Genomic DNA, 23,816 nt, shown 5'->3' on the forward strand with positions numbered 1-23,816 from the left:
CGTTGATGGCTGCGGATCAGGTCCTGATCCCCCCGGATATGTATGGAGTGCTACCGGCGGTCTGCCGGCCAGAGCGCCCTCGATGACATGGGTGGCGTCAACGAGCGGTCGTGAAGATTTATCACGACGGCAACAGTGAGGGAATCAGCCACCTGTGACACACGCCACAGGGAGAAGCGGACAAAGTTCTCCTCGCGCGGCAAATGCGGGCAATGAAGTGATGGGATCGTTATCCGGATTTGAGCGTTCGTTGAGCGAACAGTTCGCTACGGGGGCGGCAGGTGTCCAGTGCGGCAAATTTCGCTGTCATATGCACCGGTTTTCAGTCCAGCAACGTCCCGACCAGCGTCTCCTGTAGTCCGCCCAACCAGAGATAGGCCATCACCATCGGCTTGCGGGGGTCGGAGTCGGGGAGCCGGTAGAGCAGATCGGCGTCCTCCTCGTCGGTGACCTCCAGGCGGGTGCCGATCGCGAGCCTGAGGTCATTGAGGGCGCCGAGCCAGTGCCGCGACTCCTCCGACGACAGTTTCAGGACAGTTCCGCCCTCGCCCGAGGACGCCAGCGAGTCGAGCGATCGGATCACGACCAGCGCGTCGTCCCGCTTCTTGGCCCGCAGGTCATTCTCCGTGAAGCGGCGGAACTCGGCCGAATAGGCCCGCAGTTCGTCCTCCTGCCCGACGTCTCCGGTCTCACTGCCGGGGCCGCCGTACGCGTCCGGGAGCAGGCGCTGCATCACCGGATCGGCGGGCGGCTCGCTGGGACCCTCGGCGAACAGCTCCGCGAGGGGGTCGTCGGAGGGCTCGCCGCCCGGGCCCGGACCGATCAGCTCCAGGAGCTGCACGGCGAGGGAACGGATGATCGAGATCTCGACCTCGTCGAGCGCGACGGCGGCGCCGCCCCCGGGAATCGCTTCGAATTGTCCTGGCATCAGATGCGTCGCTGCTTCCGGTCCGCCGCTACTTGCGGTCCTGCTGAAGGGTGGCCCACAGCCCGTACCCGTGCATGGCCTGCACGTCGCGCTCCATCTCCTCGCGGCTGCCGGTGGACACGACAGCGCGGCCCTTCTGGTGCACGTCCATCATCAGCTTGGTGGCCTTCTCCTTCGAGTACCCGAAGTACGTCTGGAACACGTACGTCACGTAGCTCATGAGGTTGACCGGATCGTTGTGCACGAGCGTGATCCAGGGGACGTCCGGCTCGGGGACGACAAGCGTCTCTTCGTCCGATTCCGGGCGGGTGATCTCGACCGGGACGGCACAGCGGGCGGAGCCCTTCCTCAGAAGGGTGGCGGCGGGAGACGGGCGGGACGTACTCACCTGTCCCATGCTGCCACCCCTGAGGGGCACTCGCACAAACGGACCCGGAAATCGTCAGAGTGACGAGATGCGGGTAGCATCCTTCCCATGAACACAGCGGACCTTGGCCTGCCGGTGGATGTTCCCTCGACGGCGCTCTTCACGGACCAGTACGAGCTGACGATGCTCCAGGCGGCGCTGAAAGCCGGTACCGGCGAGCGCCGTTCGGTCTTCGAGGTCTTCACCCGCAGACTGCCCGAGGGGCGGCGCTACGGCGTCGTGGCGGGCACCGGCCGGGTCCTGGACGCCGTGGAGAACTTCCGCTTCGACGCCGGTGTCCTCGGCTTCCTGCGCGAGCGCGGCATCGTCGACGAGCCCACCCTGGACTGGCTGTCCGGCTACCGCTTCAGCGGCGACATCTGGGGCTACCCCGAGGGCGAGGTCTACTTCCCCGGCTCGCCGATCCTGCGGGTCGAGGGATCGTTCGCCCAGTGCGTGCTCCTGGAGACGGTGATCCTCTCCATCCTCAACCACGACTCGGCGATCGCGGCCGCCGCCTCCCGCATGTCCTCGGCCGCCGGGGGCCGCCCGCTGATCGAGATGGGCGCCCGCCGCACCCACGAGCTGGCCGCCGTCGCCGCCTCCCGCGCCGCCTACGTCGGCGGCTTCGCGACCACCTCCGACCTGGCCGCCGGCTTCCGCTACGGCATCCCGACCGTCGGCACCAGCGCCCACGCCTTCACCCTGGTGCACGACAGCGAGCGCGACGCCTTCCGCGCCCAGGTCGACTCGCTCGGCCGCGGCACCACGCTGCTCGTGGACACCTATGACGTGACCGAGGCGGTCCGCATGGCCGTCGAGGTCGCCGGGCCCGAGCTCGGCGCGGTCCGCATCGACTCCGGCGACCTGCTGCTCGTCGCCCACCGCGTGCGCCAGCAGCTGGACGATCTCGGCGCGACGAACACGAAGATCGTCGTGACCTCCGACCTCGACGAGTACGCCATCGCCTCGCTCGCGGCGGCGCCCGTGGACGCGTACGGCGTGGGCACCCAGCTCGTCACCGGCTCCGGGCACCCCACCGCCTCCATGGTCTACAAGCTGGTGGCCCGCGCCCACTCGGCGGACCCCAAGGCCCCCCTGGAGCCCGTGGCGAAGAAGTCGCTGGGCGCCAAGAGCTCGGTGGGCGGCCGCAAGTGGGCCGCGCGCCGGAGCGACGCGTACGGCGTCGCGGAGGCCGAGGTCATCGGCACCGGGCCCGTGCCCGCCGAGCTGGTCGACGACCAGCTCCAGGTCGAGCTGGTCAAGGGCGGGCAGGTCATCGCCCGTGAGCCGCTGGACGCGGTCCGCGACCGGCACGCCGCCGCCCGTGCCCGCCTGCCCCTGTCGGCGACGCAGCTGTCGCGGGGCGAGGCGGTCATCCCCACCGAGTACGTCTGAGCGCGGCACCGGGTGCCGCCCACGCGGCACCCGGAGCTGCGCCCGCCCTCTCCCGCAACGCCCCTGAAGTCTCTAGGCTCGTAGTCCCCACAGCAGAAGGACACCGCCCATGCGCCGCGCACTGATCGTCGTAGACGTGCAGAACGACTTCTGCGAGGGCGGCAGCCTCGCGGTGGCCGGTGGCGCGGACGTGGCCGCCGCCATCACCGAGCTGATCGGCCAGGCCCCGGCCTGCTACCGCCACGTGGTGGCCACCCGTGACCACCACATCGACCCGGGCGGCCACTTCTCCGACCACCCGGACTACGTCGACTCCTGGCCGCCGCACTGCGTGGCGGGCACCGAGGGCATCGGCTTCCACCCGAACTTCGCCCCGGCCGTCGCCTCCGGCGCGATCGACGCGGTCTTCGACAAGGGCGCCTACGCCGCCGCCTACAGCGGCTTCGAGGGTGTGGACGAGAACGGCGTGTCGCTGGCCCGGTGGCTGCGGGAGCGGGAGATCACCGAGGTGGACGTGGTCGGGATCGCCACGGACCACTGCGTCCGCGCCACCGCCGTGGACGCCGCGCGGGAGGGATTCCGCACGACCGTGCTGCTGGACCTCACGGCGGGCGTCGACGGAGCCAGCACGGAGAGGGCCTTGGCGGAGCTTCGGGCGGCCGGGGTCGAACTGACGGGGAAGCCCGTCGTCTGACACGGGGCTCCGGCCCGGACCCCGCTCCTCGGACGCCGGAGGGGCTGATCTCGGGCGCCGCTCAGCGCCGCAGGGCCCTGATCGGGTGCCAGAGCTCCTCCAGGGCATTGGGCGCCGTCCGCCATATCAACCCGTCCGGATGGTGCAGCACCGCCGTGACCTCGTCCGGCGTCGGCGGCTGCGCGTTGCCCCGCAGATACACCGCCCGCAGGCCGAGGTTCCGCAGCCGCGTCAGCGCCCTCGCGCGGTTCACGGCGTGCACGATCATCCGCACCGCGCCGCCCGCCTCCGACGGACTCGGCAGGGTCAGTGCCACCACCACGCTGCCGTTCGGCAGCTTGCAGAAACCTCCTGCGGACATGCTCGGTCACTCCCCCGTCAATAAGAAGTACACAGCACGCACCTAAACACGATCGGCCGCCGCCCGCTAGGGGGCAACGGCCGATCATGACTTGACCTGCGGAAACGTTGATTACTTCGCCGAGCGACCCACCTGGACCGTGATCGTCGAGCCGTCCTTCGGCTGCTTGATGATCTTGATCTGGGTGTTGGTGTCAGTGACCTTGACGCTGCCCGTGGGGTTCGAGGCGTACCAGTAGGTGCCCTTGCGGTCGTCGAAGACCGGGACGCCCTTCTGGGACTTGATCTTCAGCGCGACGTCCGCGTTGTGGAGCGTGAACTTGTCGGTCGCGTACTTGCTGAAGGGCGCGTCGAACGGCTGGATCTTGTTGCGCAGGATCTCGCCGTTCTTCCACTTCAGCGGCTTGGCGTGCGCGTCGACCGGCAGGATCAGGCCCTGGCCGGGGTGCTGGCTGGTGTTGTTGTCCTTCTGGGAGGTGTCCCACTGCCAGATCATCAGGCCGGTCTGGTAGGGGTAGTGCTCGACCCAGTCGGGGCGGGACTGCGAGAAGCCGAAGTTGTACGGGCCGACCTTGAGGGTCTTGTCGTACGAGACGTACTGGCGGTTCTCGGCCAGGTAGTACTGGTCGTACTTCTTGGTGAAGGACTCGGCGATGCGCGAGAAGCCCTTCGACGTCCAGCCGTTGTCGTCGCCCTCGGCGCCGTCCTCGAAGAGCTTGGCGCCGTCCGCGGTGATCGTGAGGGCGTCGGCCGCGAAGCCCTTGCCGCCCGCGCCGCCGTCCGTGGCGTAGCGGAAGCGGATGTCGATCTTCTTGCCGGCGTAGGCGTCGAGCGGGAAGACCAGCTTCTTGTACGCGCCCGAGACACCGGTCAGAGCGGGCTTGTCACCGGCGTCGCGGGTGATCGGCTTGCCGTCGGCGGTGCCGTCGACCGGCGTGTAGTTGGCGCCGCCGTCCGTGGAGACCTCGGTGTAGAGGTAGTCGTAGTTGGCCTCGATGTCCCACCAGCCCTGGAGCGACAGTTCGGCCTTGGTCTTGCCGGTGAGGTCGACGGAGCGCGTCAGGGTGTTCTTCAGGTCGTCGCCCTGGTCGCTCCACCACTGCTTCGCGCCCTCGGCGGGCTTCACGATCTTGGTGGTGACGGCCTTCTTCGGCAGGTCGACGAGGAGCGCCTGGCGGTGACGGGTGTTGTACTCCGCGACGCCGAGCTTGTGCTCGGAGGTCGTGGCCGCCTTGGCCTTCGCGTAGTCGAGCCAGCCCAGCTGGAACTTGTCCCAGGCGGTCATGTCGCCGGGCAGGTCACCGATCGCGTCCTTGCCGGTGCCGAGCCAGGAACCGGCCGACATCAGCGACCAGAAGCCGACCGAGTTCTCGCCCTTGCCGGTGGTGTCGTACAGGTCCGGCAGGCCGAGGTCGTGACCGTACTCGTGGGCGAAGACGCCGAGGCCGCCGTTCTCCGGCTGCATCGTGTAGTCACCGACCCAGATGCCGGAGTCGCCGATCTGGGTGCCGCCGGCCTTGTTGTTGCCGGGGCCGGTCTTGCCCGCGTCGTTGCCGTACGCGTACCAGCGGTGCGCCCACAGGGCGTTCTCGCCCTCGGCGCCGCCGCCGGCCGACTCGTCCTCGCCCGCGTGGACGATCTGGAAGTGGTCGATGTAGCCGTCGGACTCGTTGAAGTCGCCGTCGTTGTCGAAGTCGTAGCGGTCCCAGAGGTCGTACTTGGCCAGGTCCGCCTTGATCTGCGCGTCGGTGCGGCCCTGGGCCTTCTGGGCCTTGGTCCAGGCGGTCACGCCGTCCTTGACCGCGTCCCAGACGTTGGCGCAGTTGGACTCGCCGCAGTAGTTCGAGCCGTAGCGCGCCTCGTTGTAGTCGACCTTGACCCAGTCGGAGACCGCGCCGTCGACCGAGTAGCGGCCGGAGGAGGTCTTCTCGTAGTAGGTCTTCAGCGAGTGCTTGGTCTTGCCCTTGCTGTCCTTGCCCTCTCCGAAGTACAGGTCCTCGAAGTGCTTGCGGTTGTAATCCGCCTGCCAGGCCGTGCTGTTGTCCTTCGCCCTGTCGGGCTTGGCTATCTTGTTGTGCAGCGGGCCGGGCTTGCCGCCGTACTTCTTGACGGGCGGCTCCGGGCCGTCGGGGCCGTCCGGGTCGTACATGGTCGTGTCGTCGACCTTGTCCCCGAACTCCACCAGGATCGTGAAGATCTTGTCGGTCTTCTCGCGGCCGAGCTCGACGTACTTCTTGTCGTCGAGCTTGACGACCTTCGAGGCACCGCGCTTTTGCACCTTGGCGTCGCCCGCGACGACCTGCTGGAGGGCCGCCTTGCGCTGCTGCGCCTGCTGCTTGCTGAACGGTCCTTCGAGGTCGTGGTCGACGTGCGCCTTGGGGCGCGACGGGTCCTGCCGGTCGACGGCGGGCGCCGCGCCCGGGGCTCCGTCCCCGGGCGCCGCCGTGGCCGTCGTCGCCGAGTACGTGGCGGCGGCCGCGGCCACCGCCACGGCCACGGCCGTGGCTCTGAACGTGCGTGTTCTGGCTGTCACTTGATGAATGTCCTCCCCACGCGCCCGCGCGAATGGCGGACCGAGATCCCGGTCGGAGGAGGTCCGCGCGCGATGTACGCGTCACAAGTGACGACATTCGACCGGAAGTACGGGAGAAAAGACAGACCTTGACTTGCACAGGCCAAGTGCACTATGCGACCGCCGGGTCCGTTATCCGGACATCGGGCACTCCTCCACGGGACCGGCCAACGGGCGCGCCGCACCGTCCACTTGATGGACGCCATGAACCCGTGCGCCCCCTGTGCTGCGGCACCGTGGGTTAGGTCACGCTTACCGACCGTTCCCGTCGGGCATGCAGCGTCATAGAGTCAATCGACGGTGCGCTACCGCGCGAGGCGGCAGATCCCAAGTCGTCGGTGTCGGGCACCCTTTGATTCGTATACAGCCATCTCCTGCCGAGGACGGATCACGTCATGCCTCGTCCCATGCCACGTCCGACCACCGCACAGATCGCCTACGGTTCGGTGACCGTCGTCTTCTCCACCCTCGCCATGCTGCTGCTCTCCCGGACCGCGTCGGGGATCGGCGTCGCGGTGATCGCCATGGCCGCGCTCGGCCTCGGCTTATTGGTCGCGATGACGGTACCGGCGCCCGCGTCGGCGGCGCCCGCCGTGCCCGCAGCCCCGGAGCGGGTCCCCGCGCAGCGCGCGGTGCTCGCCGAATCCGTACGCGAACCGGCGGGCCCGTGACACACGGACCCGCCGGTTCCGGTGCCGCCGCACCGGGCCTTTCGCGCTAGACGCTGACCACCACCGTCTTGGCGGCCTTGTCGTGCAGGCCCTGTTTGTAGGGCTTGTCGAAGAAGCTCCAGCCGCCGCAGATCGCCGTCCAGATGCAGGCGCAGCAGAAGGCGAACGGCAGCCAGAGGACGGCCGCGCGGGCGAGCGCGGTCTGCATGCTGGGCGTGGCGCCGTCGTTGAGGTTCGCGACGCGCATCCCCAGCAGCTTCTTGCCGAGCGTCTGCCCGGTCCTGGAGATCATGACGGTGTCGTACGCCATGTAGAGCACGGCGGCCAGCAGCGACTGGCCGAACGACCTGCCCGTGTTCACCTTGTCGGGGTCGACGTCGTACTCGGACGTGTCGAACAGCCAGGACAGCAGCCAGACGACGATGCCCACGAGGATCATGTCGATGATGCGGGCGAGGACGCGCTTGCCGCTGTCGGCCAGCGGGGGCATGCCGGCCAGCGGATCCTGCCCGCCGTAGCCACCCGGACCTCCCGGACCGCCCCCGTAGGGGCCGCCGGCGCCGCCGCCGTACGGGTTGCCGCTGCCGCCGTAGGGGTCGCCCTCGGAGGGCGGGGGCGGGACTCCGTAGGGCGTGCCGCCGCCGGAACCCGGAGGCGTGTTCCCGTAGGGGGCGCCGCCGCCCGGTGGCGGTGTGTCGTACGGGGAGCCGTCACCGGACCCGGGGGAAGGCCCGCCGGGCGGCTGCTTCTTGAACGGGTCGTCGTCCGGCGGCGGGTACTGCGGCGGTTCGGTGCTCATGGCCCGAGTCGACCGCGACGGCCCCCGCTCCGCATCCGGCGAGCGGCTGACCGGGTTACCCGACGGCGTACGTACCCCTCACACCACGGCGTACGTACGTCCGCTCGTCCCGCGGCTCATCCGGCGGCTCATCCGGCGACAAAAGTGTTGGCCGCCTTGTCGTGCCAGCACTGCCGCCACGGCTTGTCGAAGAGGCACCACAGCACTCCGACGACGCCGACCACCAACAGGCCGGGCACGCTGTAGACCAGCCAGCGCCGCAGGGCCGCCGCGAACGTCGGCGGCTCGTGCTCCTCGATGTCCCGCACCTCGATGCCGCAGACCTTCTTGCCCAGCGTGCGGCCCCACTTGGCGTTGGGCAGCGCCTCGTACACGACGCCGAAGAGCAGGAGGACGGCGAGGATGATGCCGAGGTAGCCCGCGGTGGTGCCGTCGAGCAGCCAGACCGTGGTCTTCTCCCCCGACAGCTTCGCCGCGTCGATCTTGCTGTCGACGTGGTCGGCGGCCTCGGCGCCGAGCGGCAGGGCCGCGGCCCCGGTGACCGCCGCGAGGGCGACGGTGTCGATGAGCCGCGCCGCGAGGCGCCTGCCGAGTCCGGCGGGCCTGGCCGACGCCTGGGCGCGCGCGGCGGCGAGGAACGGGTCATCGGCCACCGGCTTCCACGGCACGACCGGCTGTCCGTCGCCCTGCCCCGCAACCGGGGCGGCGCCCGCGAGCTGGTGCACCTGCTGGGCCCAGGACTGCGAGCCGCCGCCGGGTCCGGAGGTGACGGGCGCGGGGGCGCCGCCCTGCTGCGGCACGGTGGGCTGCGGGGTCGCGGCGCCCGGCTGGGGCTGCTGGACCGGTTGGGGCTGCGGCGCGGGAGCCTGGGCGGGGGCGGGTGCCTGCGGCGGTACGGAGGCCTGCGCGGGGGCGGCGGGCTGCGGGGTGGCGGTCCGGGCGCCCTGTTGCTGCCCGGAGGCGGACCGCACGGCGCGGATCGTCATGGTGCCGTCGGCCACCGGTGCGGGAGTCGGCGTGGGGGCGGGCGCCCCGGTGGCCGCCCCGTCGGCGGGCTTCACCGGGCCTGTGGGGCGGCGGAACGTCACTGTTCCCTCGCCTGCGGTCGGCTTCGACGCGCCCGGCTCGACGGCGCGGATCACGACCGTGCCGGGGTTGCTCTCGTCCTCGGGCGGCTCGGGCGCCGCCGCGGGCCCGGCGGCCGGGGTCCCGGCGCGCGGCGCGGCGTCGCTCGGCACGCGCGGGTCGGCCTGGCCCGGGGCGCCCCACGAGACGCGGCGCTCCTGCTCACCGCCGAGGCCGGACTGCCGGGTCGCGTCGGCCTGCCAGGCGGAGGCGGGCTCGGGGCGGGCGCCGTGCTGCTCCTGGCCGGCCGCCGGGGGCTCCTCGTCGAAGAAGTGCGGGCCGGTCTCCTCCACGGCGGGCGGCGTCACCGGGGCGCCGGTGCCCCGGCCGGTGCCGGGCGGTGCCGGGAGGGGTTCGCCGTCGGACGGCGCGGGACGGCTCGTACCGGGCACCCAGGCGGCGCCGTTCCAGTACCGGACATATCCCGGAATGGACGGGTCGGGGTAGTAGCCTTCGCGGGGCCTGTCGTCGCCTGGGGCCGGAGTTGGGGCGCTCATGTCCGTCGTCCCGTATCTGCTCGGGGGTCTTTTGAGGGCTCCACATCTATCAGACCTCCGTGTCCCACCGGGCGGCTCCCGCCCTACGGACCACTATCCGGGCACGGTCCCCACACTTCCCCCGCGAACTCCACGCCCCCGGTCACGCCCCCGTCGACGCCCCCTCTTCGAAGTCGTCCGAAGAAAATCTCCCGAACCCGCGTAATGCTTCGGCGATCACGCGCTCTCCACTCGTACGGGTCCGCTCCCAGGGCCCCCACGAGAAAGGAAACGCACCGACATGCACTCCGTGGTGGAACGCGAACTGGAAATCAAGCTGATCCTCTCACCGGAACGGGCGGTCGCCGTCCCGGCCCGGCTCACCTACCGCACGGCCGATCCCTACGCCGTCCACATCGCCTTCCACATCGGCTCCGAGCACCCCGTGCACTGGACGTTCGCCCGCGAGCTGCTGGTGGAGGGGGTGTTCCGGCCGTGCGGCCACGGTGACGTGCGGGTCTGGCCGACGAAGGTGGACGGCCGCGGGGTCGTCCTGATGGCGCTCAGCTCACCGGACGGCGACGCCCTCCTGGAAGCTCCGGCGGCGGCCGTCTCCGCCTGGCTGGAGCGCACCCTGCGGGTGGTGCCCCCGGGCTCCGAGACCGAGCAGCTCGGCATCGACGACGGCCTCGCCGAGCTGCTCGCGCCCACCTTCGGCCGTGGCCGCGTGGACGAGCTGTGGCTGCGCGACCCGTGGCCCTCGGACGAGTCCAAGGACGGCGAGTGATCACCCCTTCCGGCCGTCAGAACAGCTTTCCGGGGTTGAGGATGTGGTGCGGGTCGAAGGCCGCCTTGACGGCCTGCTGCATCTCCACGCCCACCGGGCCGAGCTCGCGCGCCAGCCACTCCTTCTTCAGGACGCCGACGCCGTGCTCGCCGGTGATGGTGCCGCCGAGTTCGAGACCGAGGGCCATGATCTCGTCGAAGGACTCGCGGGCGCGCCGGGCCTCGTCGGCGTCCGCCGCGTCGAAGCAGACGGTGGGGTGCGTGTTGCCGTCGCCCGCGTGGGCGCAGACGCCGATGGTCAGGCCGTACTTCTCGCCGATGCGCTCGACGCCGTCGAGCATCTCCGCGAGCCTGGAGCGCGGCACGCACACGTCGTCGATCATCGTGGTGCCCTTGACGGCTTCGAGCGCGGTGAGGGACAACCGCCGCGCCTGGAGCAGCAGTTCCGACTCGGCGGCGTCCTCGGCCGGGACGACCTGGGTGGCGCCCGCCGCCTCGCAGAGCGCGCCGACGGCGGCGAGATCGGCCGTGGGGTGCGGGGTGTCGAAGGCGGCGAGCAGGAGGGCCTCGGTGGTCTCGGGCAGCCCCATGTTCGCCAGCGCGTTGACGGCCCGCACGGTCGTACGGTCCATCAGTTCAAGCAGCGACGGGACGTGACCGCCCGCCCGTCTCCCACCACCACCCTTCTGCGGAAGCGCTTCGCGCCCTTTCGTTTCCATGATCTTGCATACGGCGTCGCAGGCGGCCCCGGTCGACGCGAACTCGGCGGCCAGCACCAGCTGTTGCGGCGGCTTCGGCCTCAGCGCGAGGACGGCGCGTACGACGATGCCGAGGCTGCCCTCGGAGCCGACGAACAGCCGCGTGAGGTCGTATCCGGCGACGCCCTTGGCGGTGCGGCGGCCGGTGCTCATGAGCCGCCCGTCGGCGAGGACGACGTCGAGCCCGAGGACGTACTCCGCGGTGACGCCGTACTTGACGCAGCACAGGCCGCCGGAGGCGGTGCCGATGTTCCCGCCGATGGTGCACATCTCCCAACTGGAGGGATCCGGCGGGTAGTACAGGCCGTGTTCGCCCACCGCGCGGGAGAGCGCGGCGTTGACGACGCCCGGTTCGACGACGGCGATCCGGTCGACGGGGCTGATCTCCAGGATGCGGTTCATCTTGACGAGGGACAGCACGATGCAGCCGTCGCTGGCGTTGGCGGCGCCGGACAGGCCGGTGCGGGCGCCCTGCGGCACCACGGGGACGCGCAGCTCGGTGGCCGTGCGCATGACGTGCTGGACCTGTTCGACGGTGCGGGGCAGGACCACGACGGCGGGGACACCGGCGGCGCAGAAGCTCGCCATGTCGTGGGAGTACGCGGACGTGACGTCCGGGTCCGTGAGGACCGCCTCGGCGGGCAGTCCCTCCTGGAGGAGTTCGACGAGGGTGCGGCTCATGATCACAGCGTCGCACCCGGGGCCATCGGTGTGAACCCGTGTGCCGCGCCCTTCCCCGTGCCGGGATGTGCTCTTCGTATTGACGCACAGTGAGCGTCATGAAGCGTTACGGGTCCCCGCTGAAGCCCTACAGGTCGCCCCGGAAGTCCTACGGGTCCTCCCCGAAGCCCTACCGGCCCCCGATGCGGCGTTCGGTGCGGCGTGCGCTGGTCGCCTGTGCGGCCGGGTCGGTGGCGCTCGGGGCCGCCTATGTGCTGGTGCCGCTGGACCGCGGGGAGGCCTCGCCGCCCGCGCTCGGACCGGTGGGGCGCGCCCGGGTGGCCGTGGAGGCGGGCAGGCCTGCGGCGCTGGTGGACCTGGCGGCGCTCATCGGGGACCGCGAGGCGCATCTGCGGGCGCACCCGGGCGACGGACACTCCTGGGCGATGCTCGGCTCGGCGTATGTGGCGCGGGGCGCGCGCACCGCCGACGTCGCGTACTACCCGAAGGCCGAGCAGGCGCTGCGTACGTCGTTGAAGGCGCGGCCCGAGGGCAATCCGGAGGCGTTGACGGGGCTCGCCGCCCTGGCGAACGCCCGGCACGACTTCCGGGCGGCCCGCATGTGGGGCGAGCAGGCGGTCCGGCAGGCGCCGAAGCGGTGGGTGGCCCACTCCACGCTGATCGACGCCTACACCGGGCTCGGTGACGCCAAGGCGGTCGGCAAGGCCCTGGAGTCCCTCAAGAAGCTGGGCCCGCGCTCCGCCGTGAAGGCGCGCACCGGGCAGGTCTACCGCGACCGCGGCTGGCGCGAGGACGCCAACGCCGCGCTGACCGACGCGGCGGCGCTCGCCGACGCGCCCGTGGAGAGGGCGGCGTGCCTGCACCGTGTCGGGGAGCTGGCGTGGGAGCGGGGCGAGCCGGCGGAGGCGCTGCGCCACTACGACGCGGCGCTCGCCGCCGATCCCGACCACCATGCCTCGCTGGCGGGCCGTGGCCGCGCGCTCGCGGCGCTCGGCCGCACCTCGGAGGCGCTGCACGCCTACCGCTCGGCGCTCACCAGGCAGCCGCTGCCCGAGTACGCCCTGGAGCTCGGCGAGCTGTACCAGGCGCTGAAGCTGCGGCCCGCCGCGCGCGCCCAGTACGACGTGCTGCGGGCGCGGGTGCGGGAGGAGGGCGCGGGCGGCGTCAACAACGAACGGGTGCTCGGTCTCTTCGAGGCGGACCACGGTGACACGGAGGCCGCGGTGGAGCGGCTGAAGGCGGAGTACGAGCGGCACGGCAATCCGCAGACGGCGGACGCGCTGGGCTGGGCGCTGCACCGCTCCGGGGAGGGTGAGAAGGGCCTGAAGCTCGTCACCAAGGCGATGAAGAAGGGGCCGCGCAGCGCGCTGTTCGCCTACCACCGCGGGGAGATCGAGCGGCAGCTCGGCAAGTACGGCGCGGCGCGGCGGCACATCGGGGAGGCCCTGCGGATCAACCCGTACTTCTCGCCGCTGGCCGTGCCCGCGGCGAAGCGGGCGCTGGCGGCCCTGGGCGATCCGCCGGAGGGCGGGCCCGAGCAGGTGTACGAGCCGGCACCGGCGGCGCCGGGCCCCGAGCGGCGGGCGGAGCCGCACCGGGCCTCGCCGGGCCACTCCTCGCCGCGGCGTGCCTCGCCCCGCCCCCGGACGCCGCGCGGGGCGGCTGTGAGCAGCCCCCGCCGGTCGTCCCCGGCGTCTCCCGGCCGGGTGCGCACGGCGTCACCCGGGAACTGAGTCCGCGCCGGGCGGCGGCCCCCACGGCGCCTCCAGGGCGGCCCGCAGGGCGGTGGCCAGGTCCTCGCCGATGCGTGCGGCGAGCTGCTCCTCGATGCGGGCGAGGGCGGCCCTGGCCAGGCGGTGGACGCGTTCGCCCTCGGCGGTGCGCCTGATGAGTCGCTGCTTCGCGGAGGCGGGGTCCGGGGCCTGTTCGAGGATTCCGGCGGCGACGAGTCCATGCACGGCTTGGTGGGCGGTCTGCCGGGTGACGCCCGTGCGCCGTGCCAGTTCGGAGACCGTGGTGCCCTCGTCGTCGAGTACGGAGCAGAGCTGTACCTGCGTCGGGGAGACCGGGGTCTCGCCCGCGGCCTCCATGGCCGCGAAGAGCCCCTCCTCGCACCAGCGGCGGGCCGCGCCGAGGAGCTGGGACAGGTCGCGCTGGGTGGACGGCATTTCTTCCTCACAGGTGTGCTCACCGGGCTTGCTCACCGGCGCCCATTAATGTCAGGCTACCTGACATTCCGCCGATCCGACTCTCCGGAGCATTCCATGACCATCGAGTACGCCACGCGCTACCGGCCCGCCTCCCGCATCCCCGCAGAGCCGGGCAAGCCCTACTTCATCGAGAAGGGCGAGGGCGACCGCGCCCATCTCTTCGGCGACCTGGTCACCGTCTACGCGGGCGGCGAGCAGACCGAGAACACCTTCAACTTCTTCACCGTGGAGGGCCCCAAGGGCGACCTCATCCCCGCCCACATGCACGCCGACACCCACGAGGTCTTCTACGTCACCCAGGGCGCCGTCCGGCTGTTCGTCGAGGACACCGAGGGGGTCCAGCAGGAGAAGCTGCTCACCCCCGGCGACTTCGGCTTCGTACCGAAGAACTGCACGCACGCCTACCGCATGGAGCGCCACCACAGCCAGGTCGTCGGCGTCGCCGCGGGCCCCGGCGGCACCTTCGAGCGGTTCTTCGAGAACCTCGGCGCGCCCACGGAACAGCACGGCCTGCCCCACCGGCCGCTCATACCCGAGCCCCACAAGTTCGGGACCGTGCCCCAGGAGTACGACGTGAACTTCCTGCCCGACCACCAGTGGCGCACCCGGTGACCGGGCCCGCGTTGCGGCAACTGATCGCCTCGCCCCACCCGGACCGGGCCCCGCTGCCGCCCGCGGCGGTGCGCGAGCCCGGCGTGCGCGAACTCCGCGGCGTTCCCTACCAGCAGGCCATGGGCAGCCGCCCCCTGGAACTCGACCTGTGGCTGCCGGGCGCCGCCCCCGCGGCCGACCCGGCGCCGCTGGTGCTGTTCGTGCACGGCGGCGCCTGGCTGCAGGGGCGGCGTGACGACATGGGCCTGCGGACGCGGCAGTGGGCTCCGGGGCCGTTCGCGCGCATCGCGGCCGCCGGGTTCGGCGTGGCGTGCGTCGACTACCGGCTCAGCGGCGAAGCCCGCTTCCCCGCCCCGCTCGACGATCTGCGGGCGGCGCTGCGCTGGCTGGTCCTGCGCGGCCCGGAACTCGGCATCGACACCGGGCGCACCGTGGTCTGGGGCGAGTCGGCGGGCGGGCACCTGGCCTCGCTCCTCGCGCTGGACGGGCCGGGCCTCGCCGGTGCCGTGATCTGGTACGGGCCGAGCGATCTGACCGCCGCGCGCGGCCCGTTCCGCCCCGAGGACCCGGCCACCCCCGAGGCGCTCCTGCTGGGCGCGGCCCCGGCGGCCGTACCGGAGGCGGCGCGGGCGGGCAGTCCACTGAGCCGCGTACATCCGGGGGCGCCGCCGTTCCTGCTGGTGCACGGCGACGCGGACACGATGGTGGACCACTCGCACAGCGCGTCGCTGGCCGCCGCGCTGCACGGGGCGGGGGCCTCGGCGGAACTGTGGACGGTGCCGGGGGCGGACCACGGGTGGCACGGCCCGGACGAAGCCGAGGTGGAGCGGATCTTCACGCGCTCACTGGACTTCGTACGCGCGCGCACGTCGAAGGCTTGAACGCCGGTCGCCGGACAGGACCGAGGGAAATCGAGCCTGTCCGGCGATTGAGGACGAGCTGGGCGCAGCCCGCGAGCAACGGCGCCCGAGGATTCCCCGGCGGCTAGGGCCTGTCTGACAATTCGCGTCGTCGCCCGGAGGGCGGCCTCGCGGCGTCAGGTGCGTGCTCTCGGCGTGCCGGGCGTAGGGCCTCGTACTGGATGTACTTGGCTCTGCGCCCGGCGCGGCGAGAGTGCGTGCATGGCGTCGCGAGGCAGGCGGGAATTGTCAGACAGGCCCTAGAGGTTGCCCCGCTTCTCCTGCTCCCGCTCGATCGCCTCGAACAGCGCCTTGAAGTTGCCCTTGCCGAAGCCCATCGAGCCATGCCGCTCGATCATCTCGAAGAAGACGGTCGGGCGGTCCTGGACCGGCTTGGTGAAGATCTGGAGCAGGTAGCCGTCCTCGTCGCGGTCGACGAGGATCTTCAGCTCGCGCAGGGTCTCCACGGGCACGCGGGTCTCACCGGCCCACTCGCCGAGCGTGTCGTAGTACGAGTCGGGGGTGTCGAGGAACTGGACGCCCGCCGCGCGCATCGTGCGCACGGACTCGACGATGTCGTTCGTGGCGAGCGCGATGTGCTGGACGCCCGCGCCGCCGTAGAACTCCAGGTACTCGTCGATCTGCGACTTCTTCTTGGCGATGGCGGGCTCGTTGATCGGGAACTTCACCTTGAGGGTGCCGTCCGCGACCACCTTCGACATCAGCGCGCTGTACTCGGTCGCGATGTCGTCGCCCACGAACTCCTTCATGTTCGTGAAGCCCATGACCTTGTTGTAGAAGGCGACCCACTCGTTCATCTTGCCGAGCTCGACATTGCCGACGCAGTGGTCGATCGCCTGGAAGGTCCGCTTGGCCGGCGGCTCGACCATCGGCTTCGCGGAGACGAAACCGGGCAGATAAGGGCCGTCGTAGTCGGTGCGCTCCACCAGCGTGTGGCGGGTCTTGCCGTACGTGGCGATGGCGGCGAGCACGACCTTGCCGTTCTCGTCCTTCTCCTCGTACGGCTCGGTGATGCCGCGCGCGCCGTGCTCGACGGCGTACGCGTACGCGGCGCGGGCGTCCGGGACCTCGATGGCGAGGTCGATGACGCCGTCACCGTGCTCGGCCACGTGGGAGGCGAGGAAGTGGCCCCGCTCGGAGGAGGCCTTGATGACGGAGGTGAACACGAAGCGGGCGGCGCCGTTCGTGAGGACGTAACTGGCGGTCTCGCGGCTGCCGTTCTCCGGTCCGGAGTAGGCCACGAGCTTCATGCCGAAGGCCGTGGAGTAGTAGTGCGCCGCCTGCTTGGCGTTGCCCACGGCGAAGACGACCGCGTCCATTCCCTTGACCGGGAAGGGATCGGCCTCGCGCGCGGTGTTCGGGGTGGGGTGGGTGCTGGTCTCAGTCATGTGCTGAGGCTCCCGCCGATCCACAAGGTGCGCAATAGTTCGCGTTTTCAGTGGTCAATCTGTACAGCGAGGCGCCAGGATGGCCGGGCTATCTGTACATGATGACCACCTTGGAGGGCCGCATGGCGATCGATCATCTGGACGGCAGGCTCATCGTGCTCCTGGCGCGCGAGCCGCGTATCGGGGTTCTTGAGGCGTCCCGCAGGCTCGGGGTCGCGCGCGGCACGGTGCAGGCGCGGATGGACCGGCTTCAGTCCAATGGAGTCATCCGCGGGTTCGGCCCGGAGGTCGACCCGGCGGCGCTCGGTTATCCCGTCACGGCCTTCGCGACGCTGGAGATCAAACAGGGGCAGGGCGCGGATGTGCGGGCCCATTTGGCGACCGTCGCCGAGGTGCTCGAACTCCACACCATCACGGGCCACGGCGATATGCTCTGCCGCCTCGTGGCGCGGTCGAACGCGGATCTCCAACGTGTGATCGACCGGGTCGTGGGTTTTGATGGCATCGTCCGGGCCTCCACCGCGATCGTCATGGAAAATCCCGTTCCGCTGCGGATCATCCCGCTCGTGGAACAGGCGTCCGAAGACCCCTGCGCCCCCGAGTCCTACGGCCCCTGAGCACCTTCGAGAAAAGGCGAGGTGAGCACGGCAGTGAATTTCTGGGACTACCTCGGCACCCGTCACGAACAGCTGCTGACGAACGCGTACCAACACGCGAGCGCCGTCTTCCAGTGCATGGTCGTGGCGACCGTGATCGGCGTACTGATCGGCGTCCTCACCTACCGCAGCGAGTGGGCGGGCAATGTCGCCACGACGGTCACCTCCACCATCCTCACCGTCCCGTCGCTCGCCATGATCGGCCTGCTCATCCCGGTCGTGGGTCTCGGCGTCGCGCCGACCGTCGTGGCCTTGACCTTGTACGGCCTGCTGCCCATCGTGCGCAACGCCATCGTCGGCCTGCGGGGCGTGGACCCCTCGCTCGTCGACGCGGCGAAGGGCATCGGGATGTCCAGGGCCGCCCGGCTCTTCCGGGTGGAGCTGCCGATCGCCTGGCCGCCGATCCTCACCGGCATCCGGGTCTCCACCCAGATGCTGATGGGCATCGCCGCCATCGCCGCGTACGCCTCCGGGCCCGGCCTCGGCAACGAGATCTTCCGCGGCATCGGCTCGCTCGGCAGCAAGAACGCGCTCAACCAGGTGCTCGCGGGCACGCTGGGCATCATCGTCCTTGCGCTGCTCTTCGACGCCGCGTACGTCCTGATCGGGCGGCTGACGATTCCAAGGGGTATCCGTGTCTGAGCCCACCGAGTCCGGCGCCGCCACCTCCGGGGCGACGATCGAACTGGAGAACCTCACCAAGCGCTACCCGGGCAGCCCCGAGCCGGCCGTGGACAGCGTCAGCATGGAGATCAAGGCGGGCGAGACGGTGATCTTCGTCGGGCCGTCCGGCTGCGGCAAGTCGACGACGCTGAAGATGATCAACCGCCTGATCGAGCCGACCGGCGGCCGCATCCGCATCGACGGCGAGGACGTCACCGACATCGACCCGGTGAAGCTGCGGCGCAAGATCGGGTACGCCATCCAGTCCTCCGGCCTCTTCCCGCACATGACGGTCGCCCAGAACATCGCCCTCGTACCGAAGATGATCGGCTGGGGCAAGGCGCGCATCCGCTCCCGGGTGGAGGAGATGCTCGACCTGGTCGGCCTGGATCCCGGCGAGTTCCACGACCGCTATCCGCGTCAGCTCTCCGGCGGCCAGCAGCAACGCGTCGGTGTGGCGCGGGCGTTGGCGGCCGACCCACCCGTTCTGCTGATGGACGAGCCGTTCGGCGCGGTCGACCCGATCACCCGCGACCACCTCCAGGACGAGCTGATCCGGCTCCAGAGCGAGCTGCACAAGACGATCGTCTTCGTCACGCACGACTTCGACGAGGCCATCAAGCTCGGTGACCGCATCGCCGTGCTGCGCGAGCGCTCGCACATCGCGCAGTTCGACACGCCCGAGGCGATCCTGACCAACCCGGCGGACGACTTCGTCTCCGGTTTCGTGGGCGCGGGCGCGGCGCTGAAACGGCTGAACCTCACGCGCGTACGCGATGTGGAGATCGCCGACGTGCCGACGGTGACCGTCGACGACCCGCTCCAGGACATCTTCGACAAGCTGCGCGGGGGCACCACGAACGAACTGCTCCTGCTCGACAAGCGCGGCCGCCCCTACAAGTGGTTGCGCCGCGGCGACCTGATGCGGGCCCGCGGCTCCCTGGCCCGCGCGGGCACCCTCGTCCACGACACGGTGACCCGCGACGCCACGCTGCGCGACGCGCTCGAAGCGGTGCTCACGGACAACGCGGGCCGGGTCGCGGTGACCGGGCGGCGCGGTGAGTACACGGGCGTGGTGGACATGGAGACGCTGCTGAACTCCGTCCACGAGATGCTGGAGGCCGACCGCCTCGACGCCATCGAGCACCAGCACGAACTGGAGGAGCAGCGCGCCCAGCTCACCCACCAGGAGCAGGAGGGCGCCGGGCCCGGGGGGCTCGGAGGGGCGGCGAGGGCATGAGGCCGCACGGAGACCGCCCCGAGGGGGAGCACGAGGTCAAGGGTCTCGCCTTCCGTGACGTCGGCGAGAGCGAGCAGGAGGCTCCGCCGCCACCGGCCGCCGGAAGGCAGGCACGCCGGGTCACCTGGCAGAAGGTCACGTTCCTGCCCGCCGTCCTCGCGGTGGTGCTGCTGCTGACCTGGGGGTGGTTCCAGCAGACGGACCTGGACTCGATCTCCAGGAACGCGCTGGCGAACGGCAACGTCTGGCTCAGGCTCCGCCAGCACATCCAGCTCACGGTCATCTCCACCTTCTTCGTCCTGATCATCGCCATCCCGCTCGGCATCCTGCTGACCCGCGGGAAGCTGCGCAGGGCGGCGCCGGCCGCGATGGCGCTGGCCAACGTCGGCCAGGCGACCCCGGCGATCGGCCTGCTGGCCCTGCTGGTGATCTGGCTGGGCATCGGCGAGAAGGCGGCGCTGATCGGCATCATCGTCTACGCCGTCCTGCCGGTCCTGTCCAACACGATCGCGGGCCTGAAGGCGAACGACCCGACGCTGCTCGAAGCCGCGCGCGGCATCGGCATGTCACCGCTCGGCGTCCTCGGCAAGGTCGAACTCCCGCTGGCCGTCCCGTTGATCCTCGCGGGCGTGCGGACGGCGCTCGTCCTGAACGTCGGCACGGCGACCCTCGCCACGTTCGGCGGGGGCGGCGGCCTCGGCGACCTGATCACGACCGGCATGACCAACCAGCGCATGCCGGTCCTGATGCTCGGTTCGATCCTGACGATCGTGCTGGCTCTGTTGGTGGACTGGCTGGCGTCGCTGGCCGAACTGTTCCTGCGCCCGCGCGGGCTGGAGGCGGGCTCATGAAGGTCACCGCGCGCACTTGGGCCGTCGGAGTGCTGGCCGCGGCGCTGCTGGCCGGCTGCGGCCTGACCAGCGGCAGCCCCATGGTGGACGACGTCAAACCCGGCTCCATCGGCCGGGGCCTGCCTCTCAAGGGCGCCGACCTCACCGTCACGTCCAAGGAGTTCACCGAGCAGCTGATCCTCGGCGCGATCATGGGCATCGCCTTCGAGGCGGCGGGCGCGGAGGTGCTCGACCGCACCGGCATCCAGGGTTCGATCGGCGCGCGCGAGGCCGTGAAGAGCGGCGACGCGGACGCGATGTACGAGTACACGGGCACCGCCTGGATCACGTACCAGGGCAACACCGAGCCGATCGACGACCCGCACAAGCAGTGGCAGGCGGTGCGCGACGCGGACCTGGGGAACGGCGTCACGTGGCTGCCGCCGGCCACGCTCAACAACACGTACGCGCTGGCGACGAACGCGCGGAACGCGGCGAAGTACAGGACGAAGACGCTCTCCGACGTGGCGGCCCTGGCCAAGTCCGACCCGAAGGCCGTCACGCTCTGCGTGGAGAGCGAGTTCGCCTCGCGCGAGGACGGGCTGCCGGGCATGCAGAAGGAGTACGGGATGAGCGTCCCGGCGGCCAATATCACCAAGATGGACACCGGCATCATCTACACGCAGGTGTCCAAGGGGACGTGCACGTACGGCGAGGTCTTCACGACGGACGGCCGCATCAAGGCGATGAACCTGACGACGATGGAGGACGACAAGCGCTTCTTCCCCAACTACAACGCGGCCCCGGAGATCAACAGCAAGTCCCTGGAGAAGTACCCGCAGATGGCGGAGATCCTGGCGCCGATCACGAAGAAGCTGAACAACACGGTGGCGCGGGAGCTGAACTCCAAGGTGGACGTGGAGGGCCAGGACCCGCACGAGGTGGCGAAGGACTGGCTGATCGAGGAGGGCTTCGTCAAGGAGTAGGCGCGATACGGGAGTTGCCCGAGCCCCGTCACCAATACTCAGTTACAAAGACTCCGTTGCAAAGAACCCGTTGCAACGGAGTCTTTGCATCTCTACGCTGAGGGCATGACGCAACAGTCGGCGCCCCGCAAGGTCCACCACCTCGACGCCCGCACGCTGCGCGGCCTCGCGCATCCGCTGCGCATGCGCCTGCTCTCCTCGCTGCGCCTCGACGGCCCGGCGACCGCGTCCCAACTCGCCGCCCGGCTCGGCGAATCGAGCGGGGCGACCAGTTACCACCTGCGGCAGCTCGCGGAGTACGGGTTCGTGGAGGACGACCCGGAGCGGGGCAAGGGGCGGGAGCGGTGGTGGCGGTCGGCCCACCAGGGCACACGGACCGACGAGGACCTCATCCGCGACCCGGATCCGGAGGTGCGCGGCGCGCTGAGCACCCTCCTGCACGAGTACGCGACCCAGCGCGCCCAGGAGGTCTCCACCTGGATCGCCACACGGCACGAGTGGTCACAGGAGTGGGACGAGGCCGCGGACACCAGCGATTTCACCCTGCGGCTGACGCCCGAGCTCGCCGCCGAGCTGAGCGGCAAGATCCATGAACTCGTGGAGAGCTACCGCGCGTCGGCGCCCGAAGAGGACACACCGGACGTGGCCAAGGTGCGCGTCCACTCCCACATCTTCCCGACCCGGCCGAAGGCCGACGGCACCTGAGAGGGGCACGGCATGCACCCCGACGTACACCTGATGCTGCACCACGCGCGCGCGGAGGAGTTACGACGCGAGGCACCCGCACGGGACTCCCGCGCCCGGCTCCGCGCCCGGCTCGGCTGGACCCTGGTCGAGCTGGGCCTGCGGCTGGTCAGCAGCTCGGGACCTTCGCGCCCTTCGCCAGGGCCCGCAGTGAGTCGACCGTGCCCTTCAGTGTCGTGACCGGGACCAGGCGCAGGCCCTTCGGCAGCTCCGCCTGGGCGTCCGCGCACTCGGCCTTCGGGACCAGGAAGACCGTGGCGCCGTCACGCCGCGCGGCCTGCGTCTTCAGGGCGACGCCGCCGACCGCGCCGACCTCGCCGTCGGCGGTGATGGTGCCGGTGCCGGCGATCTTGCCGCCGCCCGTGAGGTCACGGCCGCTGCCGTCGCCGTCCAGCTTGTCGATGATGCCGAGCGAGAGGAAAAGCCCGGCGCTGGGGCCGCCGATCTTGCCGAGGTCGGCCTTGACGTTCACCTTGTCGGTGCCGTCGAAGCCGTTGGCCTTCAGGTAGGACAGCGCCGCCTTCGTGGCGTCGTCCTGCGACTTCTTCATGTCGCCGAGGTTGTGCTTCTGGACTTCTTTCACGTTGTCCCCGGTCGGGTAGACCGAGTCCTTCGGCATCACCGCGCGGTCCGTGCGGAACCAGCCGTCGATCACGTCGCCGAGCCGCACGTCCATCTGCGGGCCCGTCGCCACGATCGTCGTCATGCGCAGCTCGCCCTTGGTCTCGCGGGTGGCCGCGCCGGTGATGGTGAGCACCGGCTTGCCCTCATGCTCCCCCAGCACGTCCGCCGTACCCCCGGGCTGCGCCACGGCATACGGCAACGGCGCGAGCCCCGCGACGGCGAGCAGGGCCACGACGGGCAGGGCGCAGACGGCGAGGGCCTGGGGCCGCGTGAATCGAGCGAAGGAGAAGACCACGGGATCAATCTAACGCGAGGCAACTTCCCCACCCGAGCGGGCGCCCCAACGCGACCCACATCAAGCCCGTCCGGCGATTGAGGACGAGCTCGGCGCAGCCGGCGATCCCCCGGGCGCCCCCGGACTCCGCTCGCCCCGCGGCCCCAGCGCACCGCGTCAGCGCAACGCGTCGGCCACCTCCCGAGCCGCGTCCACCACCCGCGGCCCCACCCGCTCCGGCACGGAGTCCGCGAGCATCACCACGCCCACGCTGCCCTCTATCCCGGTCACGCCGACCAGCGGCGCCGCGGCCCCGCTCGCCCCGGCCTCCAGTTCGCCGTGGGTGAGCGCGTACCCGGGATCGGTCACCAGGCCCTGGCGGGCGGCCAGGATGGCGCGGCCTGCGGCGCCCCGGTCCAGGGGGTGCCGGAAGCCCGTCCGGTACGCCACGTGGTAATCCGTCCACGTGGGCTCGACCACCGCCACCGCGAGGGCCTCCGAGCCGTCGACGAGGGTCAGGTGGGCCGTCGCCCCTATGTCCTCGGCGAGCGAACGCAGCGCGGGCAGCGCCGCCTCCCGCACCAGCGGATGCACCTGGCGGCCCAGGCGCAGCACGCCGAGGCCGACGCGGGCGCGCCCGCCCAGGTCGCGTCGGACGAGGGCGTGCTGTTCGAGCGTGGCGAGCAGGCGGTACACCACGGTGCGGTTCACGCCGAGCTTGTTGGACAGCTCGGTGACCGTGAGGCCATGGTCGGTGTCGGCCAGCAGCTTGAGGACGCGCAGTCCTCGGTCCAGCGTCTGGGATGTCTCCGCGGTCACGACGCCCACTCCTTTGGTGAGGGTCGGCGACCTCCTTACGCGGCGGTTGCGCCGCCGGTCCCGTGGGCGACGCGCGTCAGAGGCCGCCGGTCGGAACACCGGCTGCGCTCCGCGGCGGCGCTGCCACGGGGCGTGTGCGTGTGTCGGGGACAGTAGCGAGCCCGTCCCGCTCAGCGGAAGACTCAGTCCAGAATCC

The 23,816-nt window shown here is 71.0% G+C and carries 24 protein-coding genes; 13 read left to right on the plus strand and 11 right to left on the minus strand.

Annotation, left to right across the window (positions count from 1 at the left end):
- Positions 1–322: 322 nt before the first annotated feature.
- Entirely contained in the window at positions 323–928 is a 606-nt protein-coding gene (locus ACF062_RS05870) for a DUF2017 domain-containing protein (RefSeq protein ID WP_392136125.1), read from the minus strand.
- Between the two features lie 28 nt (positions 929–956).
- Positions 957–1,280, minus strand: a complete 324-nt coding sequence (gene clpS / locus ACF062_RS05875; RefSeq protein WP_392136560.1) for an ATP-dependent Clp protease adapter ClpS — start codon at positions 1,278–1,280, stop codon at positions 957–959.
- Positions 1,281–1,403: 123 nt separating this feature from the next.
- On the opposite strand from clpS, the gene ACF062_RS05880 reads away from it, so the two are divergent.
- Both ACF062_RS05880 and ACF062_RS05885 read left to right on the plus strand, forming a co-directional pair.
- On the plus strand, positions 1,404–2,732 hold the full coding sequence (locus tag ACF062_RS05880; RefSeq protein ID WP_392136128.1) for a nicotinate phosphoribosyltransferase: 1,329 nt from the start codon (positions 1,404–1,406) through the stop codon (positions 2,730–2,732).
- Positions 2,733–2,841: 109 nt separating this feature from the next.
- Positions 2,842–3,426, plus strand: a complete 585-nt coding sequence (locus ACF062_RS05885) for an isochorismatase family protein (RefSeq protein WP_392136131.1) — start codon at positions 2,842–2,844, stop codon at positions 3,424–3,426.
- Between the two features lie 61 nt (positions 3,427–3,487).
- On the opposite strand, the gene ACF062_RS05890 is transcribed toward ACF062_RS05885, so the two are convergent.
- Both ACF062_RS05890 and ACF062_RS05895 read right to left on the minus strand, forming a co-directional pair.
- The gene (locus ACF062_RS05890; protein ID WP_223774863.1) at positions 3,488–3,787 is read right to left on the minus strand and encodes a hypothetical protein; all 300 of its coding nucleotides are present in this window, start codon (positions 3,785–3,787) and stop codon (positions 3,488–3,490) included.
- Between the two features lie 111 nt (positions 3,788–3,898).
- Positions 3,899–6,319 (minus strand): immune inhibitor A domain-containing protein, encoded by a 2,421-nt coding sequence (locus tag ACF062_RS05895; RefSeq protein ID WP_392136134.1) that lies wholly within the window; start codon positions 6,317–6,319, stop codon positions 3,899–3,901.
- Between the two features lie 446 nt (positions 6,320–6,765).
- Here ACF062_RS05895 and ACF062_RS05900 point away from each other — a divergent pair, with 446 nt between their 5' ends.
- The gene (locus tag ACF062_RS05900) at positions 6,766–7,029 is read left to right on the plus strand and encodes a hypothetical protein (protein ID WP_392136136.1); all 264 of its coding nucleotides are present in this window, start codon (positions 6,766–6,768) and stop codon (positions 7,027–7,029) included.
- A gap of 46 nt (positions 7,030–7,075) precedes the next feature.
- Here the strand turns inward: ACF062_RS05900 and ACF062_RS05905 are convergent, their stop codons facing one another.
- Together ACF062_RS05905 and ACF062_RS05910 are read right to left on the minus strand one after the other, a co-directional pair.
- The gene (locus ACF062_RS05905) at positions 7,076–7,828 is read right to left on the minus strand and encodes an RDD family protein (protein WP_392136139.1); all 753 of its coding nucleotides are present in this window, start codon (positions 7,826–7,828) and stop codon (positions 7,076–7,078) included.
- Positions 7,829–7,956: 128 nt separating this feature from the next.
- Positions 7,957–9,450 carry an RDD family protein gene (locus ACF062_RS05910; protein WP_392136141.1) on the minus strand — a complete coding sequence of 498 codons (1,494 nt, stop codon included), beginning with the start codon at positions 9,448–9,450 and terminating at the stop codon, positions 7,957–7,959.
- A 280-nt stretch (positions 9,451–9,730) separates the two neighbouring features.
- Between ACF062_RS05910 and ACF062_RS05915 the strand changes: the two genes are divergently transcribed.
- Positions 9,731–10,216 carry an SsgA family sporulation/cell division regulator gene (locus tag ACF062_RS05915; protein ID WP_392136144.1) on the plus strand — a complete coding sequence of 162 codons (486 nt, stop codon included), beginning with the start codon at positions 9,731–9,733 and terminating at the stop codon, positions 10,214–10,216.
- A gap of 16 nt (positions 10,217–10,232) precedes the next feature.
- Here the strand turns inward: ACF062_RS05915 and ACF062_RS05920 are convergent, their stop codons facing one another.
- Positions 10,233–11,654 carry an FAD-binding oxidoreductase gene (locus ACF062_RS05920; protein WP_392136147.1) on the minus strand — a complete coding sequence of 474 codons (1,422 nt, stop codon included), beginning with the start codon at positions 11,652–11,654 and terminating at the stop codon, positions 10,233–10,235.
- Positions 11,655–11,752: 98 nt separating this feature from the next.
- Between ACF062_RS05920 and ACF062_RS05925 the strand changes: the two genes are divergently transcribed.
- A complete protein-coding gene (locus tag ACF062_RS05925) occupies positions 11,753–13,387 on the plus strand; it encodes a tetratricopeptide repeat protein (protein ID WP_392136150.1) in 1,635 nt (544 codons plus the stop codon).
- On the opposite strand, the gene ACF062_RS05930 is transcribed toward ACF062_RS05925, so the two are convergent.
- On the minus strand, positions 13,373–13,822 hold the full coding sequence (locus ACF062_RS05930; protein ID WP_392136153.1) for a MarR family winged helix-turn-helix transcriptional regulator: 450 nt from the start codon (positions 13,820–13,822) through the stop codon (positions 13,373–13,375). The genes ACF062_RS05925 and ACF062_RS05930 overlap by 15 nt on opposite strands.
- 96 nt (positions 13,823–13,918) lie before the next feature.
- Between ACF062_RS05930 and ACF062_RS05935 the strand changes: the two genes are divergently transcribed.
- Together ACF062_RS05935 and ACF062_RS05940 are read left to right on the plus strand one after the other, a co-directional pair.
- Positions 13,919–14,476 (plus strand): quercetin 2,3-dioxygenase, encoded by a 558-nt coding sequence (locus ACF062_RS05935; RefSeq protein ID WP_392136156.1) that lies wholly within the window; start codon positions 13,919–13,921, stop codon positions 14,474–14,476.
- Positions 14,473–15,357: an alpha/beta hydrolase fold domain-containing protein gene (locus tag ACF062_RS05940; protein WP_392136159.1), complete on the plus strand. Its 885-nt coding sequence runs from the start codon at positions 14,473–14,475 to the stop codon at positions 15,355–15,357. The genes ACF062_RS05935 and ACF062_RS05940 overlap by 4 nt, the downstream gene beginning before the upstream one ends.
- A 278-nt stretch (positions 15,358–15,635) precedes the next feature.
- Here ACF062_RS05940 and hppD read toward each other — a convergent pair whose 3' ends face one another.
- On the minus strand, positions 15,636–16,784 hold the full coding sequence (gene hppD / locus ACF062_RS05945) for a 4-hydroxyphenylpyruvate dioxygenase (protein ID WP_392136162.1): 1,149 nt from the start codon (positions 16,782–16,784) through the stop codon (positions 15,636–15,638).
- A 122-nt stretch (positions 16,785–16,906) separates the two neighbouring features.
- On the opposite strand from hppD, the gene ACF062_RS05950 reads away from it, so the two are divergent.
- The 6 genes from ACF062_RS05950 (at position 16,907) to ACF062_RS05975 (ending at position 21,864) form a co-directional block, all read left to right on the plus strand.
- Positions 16,907–17,401, plus strand: coding sequence for an Lrp/AsnC family transcriptional regulator (locus ACF062_RS05950; protein WP_223774875.1), 495 nt, complete (start codon positions 16,907–16,909; stop codon positions 17,399–17,401).
- A 33-nt stretch (positions 17,402–17,434) separates the two neighbouring features.
- Complete coding sequence (locus ACF062_RS05955; protein ID WP_223779058.1) at positions 17,435–18,082, plus strand: ABC transporter permease; 648 nt, start codon at positions 17,435–17,437, stop codon at positions 18,080–18,082.
- Entirely contained in the window at positions 18,075–19,343 is a 1,269-nt protein-coding gene (locus ACF062_RS05960) for a betaine/proline/choline family ABC transporter ATP-binding protein (protein WP_392136165.1), read from the plus strand. Before ACF062_RS05955 ends, ACF062_RS05960 begins: the two co-directional genes overlap by 8 nt.
- The gene (locus ACF062_RS05965) at positions 19,340–20,194 is read left to right on the plus strand and encodes an ABC transporter permease (RefSeq protein ID WP_392136168.1); all 855 of its coding nucleotides are present in this window, start codon (positions 19,340–19,342) and stop codon (positions 20,192–20,194) included. Before ACF062_RS05960 ends, ACF062_RS05965 begins: the two co-directional genes overlap by 4 nt.
- Positions 20,191–21,159, plus strand: coding sequence for a glycine betaine ABC transporter substrate-binding protein (locus tag ACF062_RS05970; protein WP_392136171.1), 969 nt, complete (start codon positions 20,191–20,193; stop codon positions 21,157–21,159). The genes ACF062_RS05965 and ACF062_RS05970 overlap by 4 nt, the downstream gene beginning before the upstream one ends.
- A gap of 105 nt (positions 21,160–21,264) precedes the next feature.
- Positions 21,265–21,864: an ArsR/SmtB family transcription factor gene (locus ACF062_RS05975; protein ID WP_392136174.1), complete on the plus strand. Its 600-nt coding sequence runs from the start codon at positions 21,265–21,267 to the stop codon at positions 21,862–21,864.
- 148 nt (positions 21,865–22,012) lie between these two features.
- Here ACF062_RS05975 and ACF062_RS05980 read toward each other — a convergent pair whose 3' ends face one another.
- Both ACF062_RS05980 and ACF062_RS05985 read right to left on the minus strand, forming a co-directional pair.
- Positions 22,013–22,822: a S16 family serine protease gene (locus ACF062_RS05980; protein ID WP_392136177.1), complete on the minus strand. Its 810-nt coding sequence runs from the start codon at positions 22,820–22,822 to the stop codon at positions 22,013–22,015.
- 156 nt (positions 22,823–22,978) lie between these two features.
- Positions 22,979–23,620, minus strand: coding sequence for an IclR family transcriptional regulator (locus tag ACF062_RS05985; protein ID WP_223774882.1), 642 nt, complete (start codon positions 23,618–23,620; stop codon positions 22,979–22,981).
- Positions 23,621–23,816 lie beyond the last annotated feature (196 nt).

It is taken from the genome of Streptomyces sp. NPDC015345 (genome assembly GCF_043078805.1).
Taxonomy (GTDB): domain Bacteria; phylum Actinomycetota; class Actinomycetes; order Streptomycetales; family Streptomycetaceae; genus Streptomyces.